The sequence below is a fragment of the Blautia sp. OM07-19 genome (genome assembly GCF_003481595.1).
GTDB lineage: Bacteria > Bacillota > Clostridia > Lachnospirales > Lachnospiraceae > Blautia_A > Blautia_A intestinihominis.
Genome location: NZ_QULA01000042.1, coordinates 1 through 1608 on the forward strand (window position 1 = coordinate 1; position 1608 = coordinate 1608).

Here is a 1608-nt window from a genome sequence, read left to right on the forward strand (position 1 = left end):
GCACATTTTGTTGAAGTTTCTTTATATTTTATTTTATCTAGCACAACAAGTTAACTTAAATAATGGCTTAACAATGAAAGAAAATGAAATATTATTTAATACAGTTTATGTGGATGAAGCAGTACAATTGGTTTTAAAAGGATTGCAATCCATATAACGGAAGAGGAAGATATGAAATGTCAAATATTTATTTCATATAGAGCAGATGAATCATTACAATTTGCAAGACAATTGTACTCATATTTAACGAATTTAAAATATTCAGTATTTTTTGATGAAAAATCTACAAGAAGTGGTTTTTTTAACGAAGCAATTTATAATGCCATAGATGAATGTGAAGACTTTATTTTATTAATGACTCCGGGAACATTTGTTAAAAGGAAAGAAGACTGGGTATATCAAGAATTAGCAAGGGCTTTAAAAAAAGAAAAAAATATTATTCCTATCGCGTTATATGGAGTAGAAAGATTTCCAGAAAACCTAGATAGTGATATAAAAGATGTAAAATACTGTCATATAATAAAATTGGATAAATATGATCAATTTTGGGGGACTATTTATGAAGCAATATCTGTTCGTCCTCATCGGTTTAAAAGAAGACAATTATTAGAAGAAGGTAGTCCATTATTAAAATGGATGAATCGTATTTTTGAGAAAACTTCAGCATTTTTAATTGTTAAATGTATTTTTGATTTAATTATTCACTATATGTTTAACCTGTCATGGAATGTTCCTTTTATTATACGGAGGATTTTTTATGCACTTTATGAATTGTCGGTTTTTAAAATTTTGTGTATAAATATAAGTGGTATATTGATTCTTAAAGTATTTATAGTTGTTTATAAAAGAGCGGATGTTGTTTATTTGCAAAAAGCACAAAGTTATAAAAATATAGATGTTAAAGATTTTGAGTCGCTTCCAGTTTATATACGAATGAAATTAGCGGCATTAAATATAAAAAGATACAAGAAGAATATGAAAAAAGATTTTGGAGGTGATGAACATTTAATAATAGGATGGAGAAATTATGCTGAAATGGATGGGTTAGTTCTAGGATCCGATAATAATTCTGAGACGACATACTTTTGCATGCTCTATAAAAAATGGCCTAGAATAAACGTATGTTGCATAGGAAAAAGAACATTTAGAAAAAAATGCATATATAATTTAAATCGACAAGGATTTGACTATATTGGGTGCAATGAGAACATAATGCATTTTGAAAGTCCGAAAGGTATAGAAATTAATATTTTATACGGAAAATGGTGGCCGGAAGCTATAGAAATAAAAAACAAAGAAATTCCGGGAAGATTAAGAGATTGGTTTTTTTATCAGAATTTTATCTATACAGATGAAAACGGCAAAAGACATGAATGTGAATTTTGGGGAACGGAAGAATATAATCAAGACATGTATATTATAGAATCCATAAATTTAAGAGAAAATGGTCAATTAGTTAAAAGAGCAATAATTATAAAAAAAGAAAAAGAAGATTATATAATGGCCGAATTATCAGAAGCAGAGATTGTATTTAAGATATTTGCAGAAAAACATAAGTAAAAGGTAACCGCCAAATAATCCAGCGGATTTTTTAATCCTCAACTTCCT

The 1608-nt window shown here is 27.7% G+C and carries 1 protein-coding gene; it reads left to right on the forward strand.

The genetic code is table 11. The features are described 5' to 3' along the window. Window positions 1–171 precede the first annotated feature (171 nt). A complete protein-coding gene (locus DXC01_RS17880; RefSeq protein ID WP_118699516.1) occupies window positions 172–1560 on the forward strand; it encodes a toll/interleukin-1 receptor domain-containing protein in 1389 nt (462 codons plus the stop codon). Window positions 1561–1608: the final 48 nt, after the last annotated feature.

Excerpts from the sequence above, each read along its gene's own strand:
- DXC01_RS17880 (WP_118699516.1), top strand. The coding sequence starts at position 172 with ATGAAATGTCAAATATTTATTTCATATAGAGCAGATGAATCATTACAA.